4 protein-coding genes and 1 tRNA gene are annotated in these 3,184 nt (G+C 33.4%); all 5 read right to left on the bottom strand.

Going from position 1 to position 3,184, the window contains the following annotated elements:
• Window positions 1-328, bottom strand: a 328-nt coding sequence (locus Megvenef_RS08230) for a transposase (RefSeq protein WP_322776028.1), incomplete at its 3' end; no start/stop codon positions are given.
• Between the two features lie 314 nt (window positions 329-642).
• Window positions 643-1,572, bottom strand: a complete 930-nt coding sequence (gene xerD / locus Megvenef_RS08225; protein ID WP_322777463.1) for a site-specific tyrosine recombinase XerD — start codon at window positions 1,570-1,572, stop codon at window positions 643-645.
• A gap of 56 nt (window positions 1,573-1,628) precedes the next feature.
• Window positions 1,629-1,702 (bottom strand) — tRNA-Cys (locus tag Megvenef_RS08220).
• A 102-nt stretch (window positions 1,703-1,804) separates the two neighbouring features.
• Window positions 1,805-2,065 (bottom strand): hypothetical protein, encoded by a 261-nt coding sequence (locus Megvenef_RS08215; RefSeq protein WP_322777462.1) that lies wholly within the window; start codon window positions 2,063-2,065, stop codon window positions 1,805-1,807.
• A 10-nt stretch (window positions 2,066-2,075) separates the two neighbouring features.
• Window positions 2,076-2,591 carry a LexA family protein gene (locus Megvenef_RS08210; RefSeq protein WP_322777461.1) on the bottom strand — a complete coding sequence of 172 codons (516 nt, stop codon included), beginning with the start codon at window positions 2,589-2,591 and terminating at the stop codon, window positions 2,076-2,078.
• Between the last annotated feature and the right edge of the window lie 593 nt (window positions 2,592-3,184).

The raw sequence follows: 3,184 nt of genomic DNA, 5'->3' as shown, positions 1-3,184 counted from the left end.
CTTCAGACACATCAAGATCTTGCTGCAAATATTCATAACCACAAAAATATTGCCAATAAATATTTTCCTTTAGCTCTTCCTCCGTAAACGAATCAGAACCGTTGTACATAGCTTGAAGCATTGATAGTGCTAGCATTACTCTATGATCTTTCTTATTTCTACCAAATTGCTTGATTTCAATGTTAGGCAATGCTCTGGCTTCAAGTTCAGACCAATTTACTAAATCCCTTAGTTTATATAACTTGTTTTTAGGATTTAGTTTTGTAGATAATTTCTCTTCAAATAACCTTTCTTGTTTTTGGAGAAAAGTAATATTTTCTATAGGCATAATTTTAAAATCCGTAAGCTTTATGCGGTAATTATACCATTTTCTTATGGATTTTGTAAGCTGTTTATGACATGAAACCCCTTGTTAATTCAGGCGGGGAGAGTTTTGACGGAGGGACTAACTAACCTGAACGTCATCCTGAGCTTAACTCAAGATAACAGACTTTCCATTCTGATTTTTCAAAAATATTCACTTTTTATATCAAACTCAGGTTAAAATAGGGACGCCAATTTAGCAAGTTTCGCCTGTGCTCACTGCAACCTAGGCTGAGATGCTTGCTCTAAAATTAACTATCCCTACTTCAAGTTAATTTACTATATTAGTTCTTTACGTTCGAGAGGATGAAAGTTTTTTAAAGTTTTCTTCAGATGATTTGTCTGAACATGGGTATATATCTGAGTTGTGCTTATATCAGAGTGACCAAGTAGTTCTTGGATCACTCGTAAATCTGCTCCACCTTCAAGCAAGTGACTGGCAAAACTATGCCTCAGGACGTGTGGTGATACGTTTGTTGGATCCAATCCAGATTGGATAGCTGCTTTTTTTAGAAGTTGTGCAAAATTTTGGCGTGTCATATGGCCAGAGCTAGAACTGCTGGAAAAGAAAAAAGTGTTTGCTTTTAATGATTTGCCGCGGCAAAATTCTTCTCTTATTTTTAAGTAATTCTCAATAGCTGTTTTAGCTTTATCATTAATTACAACCATCCGCTCTTTACCGCCTTTTCCCTTCACAGCAAATGATTTTCTGACTTGTAGTGAGCCACCGCCACTTACCATATCCACTAGTTTTAACGAGATCAGCTCGCTCACTCTAAGGCCACTTGCATAAATAAGGTGGATCATTGCATTAAGACGCACCACTTCTATTGATTCAGTGTTATCGTAAAAATTGAGTAATGTTCTGATTTGTTCCACAGACATTACGCTAGGGAGTTTATTTTGGTATTTTGGTAAATCTACAATTAGTACTGGATTATATTCAGCATAATGTTCACTGATTAGGAAGTTGTAGTAATTCTTTAATGTTGATATTTTTCGATTTATAGAACGAGGTAAAATTCCATTATTACTTAGCAGGTTTATGTATCGTTCAATATTATCTGAAGTAACTTTTAGTTCTTCTGTTTTTATTTTTTGTAAAAAAACTTTAAAATCTAATAAATCTCGTTTGTAACTTATTAGCGTATTCTCGGCAATTCCTCTTTCTGCCAAGGCCATTTCTAAGAATTGTTCGATATATTGCATTTTTAATAATTCGCTCGAATTAGTTCTAAGTTCCAATATATATGTATCAAGATAAGTGGAGGCCAGAGCCGGAATCGAACCGGCGATAGAGGATTTGCAGTCCACGGCATTACCATTTTGCTACCTGGCCAAACTACCATAACAATCCAAACGATTGCTGCTAAATAGTTCCATAGTGTTTGTAGTCAAATTTTATAAAAAAAGCAATAAGAAATTGGTATTATAAACCTTATCATGCAGCTCTATTAAAATATTGGATTTCTTTGTAGCCCAATTTTCTTGCACTAACAAAAGCTGAATAATCATCATAGGCATTAACAATTACCCCACCTATTTTATCAGGAAATTCTTGCCGCAGAGTTTTGAAAATATAATCAATCACTCGCATTCCATAATATCTAGTACTACCTTGCGGATTAGTGAGTATAATTTTTGTTCTAGCTGTCGATAAAAAATTTCTGGCTTTTTCTAGATTTTCTACTTCATATAGCATAAGTTTCTCCTTATAAACTTCTTAATATATTAGTTACAACTCCCCAAATGTGAACCTCCGAATTCTCTAAAATGGGTATTGGATCAAAGTTAGGATTCTCTGGGAGTAAATAAGGTTTTTTATCAATATAACCAAGACGTTTTACGGTCAACATACCATCAAGCGCTGCAACAACAATTTTTCCTTCAACTGGAGTGATGCTGCTATCCACAAGTAATTTATCTCCCTCATAAATTCCGGCATCTATCATCGATAGACCAGTTACCTTGACACAGAAAGTAGTATGTGGATTTTTTATAAGTAAGCTATTCATATCAAGCATTTCTTCAACATGATCTTCTGCTATGGAAGGGGATCCTGCTTCAACCATCGAACTAAAAAATGGTACTTTGTAGCCACCGTTTAATGAGTAGTCTTTTATGTCTTCAACTAAATAGTCCGGAACCCGAACTGCTTTTGTTGATGTGCCATAGCGACCTTGTCCCTTTGGTCGCCCAGCTCCTATTCTTTTTCCACCATGATTCATAATTTTACTCCTAAAAAAGTTTTTTACTTGAAAACTGTACATTTATTTTATATCATAAATTTAGAGTCAATGCCAAATAAAAAAATAGGTTTATTAAATGATAATATCAAAAAATTCTTGGATACGTAAAGAGCCATCAGAAAACTGGAGTTTAAGATTACAAAGAATATCCTATTATTTAGTTAGTAGCCAATATAAGGTTAAATTAGGCTATTTATTCCATATATTAGGTAAATACAAAGCAATAGTAGCTTTGGCATTTTTGTTAATATTCCAATTCTCATTGTATGACTACAACTATACTGAGTATGTTAATCTGATTCTATTGGAAATTTAGAAGTAGAATAAAGGGATCTGTAAATACAGGATTTTGAACCTTAGAATTAGCTATTTTTAGTCATAGATATAGAACAATCTTTTAATAAATTGTACTTGTTCTAAAATAGAAAGTCTTAGGTAATGAGTTTGCTTTTTAATCATCAGTCGGGTCTGTCCATCTAAGTGTGTAAATTCCTTAGTCTCTCCGTCAAAACTCTAAATTTTTGATATAATTTCAAGAATTTCAAAAATAAATCACCGCACATTCATTTTTT

Source organism: Candidatus Megaera venefica, from assembly GCF_034554655.1.
Lineage (GTDB): Bacteria > Pseudomonadota > Alphaproteobacteria > Rickettsiales > Rickettsiaceae > Megaera_A > Megaera_A venefica.
The sequence above is the reverse complement of the archived record's forward strand: the minus strand, read 5'-3'. Positions and strand labels throughout refer to the sequence as shown.

What these genes read in the sequence shown, in the direction of transcription:
- xerD (WP_322777463.1), bottom strand. Translation starts at nt 1,572, where the DNA reads ATGCAATATATCGAACAATTCTTAGAAATGGCCTTGGCAGAAAGAGGA.
- Megvenef_RS08210 (WP_322777461.1), bottom strand. Translation starts at nt 2,591, where the DNA reads ATGAATCATGGTGGAAAAAGAATAGGAGCTGGGCGACCAAAGGGACAA.
- Megvenef_RS08215 (WP_322777462.1), bottom strand. Translation starts at nt 2,065, where the DNA reads ATGCTATATGAAGTAGAAAATCTAGAAAAAGCCAGAAATTTTTTATCG.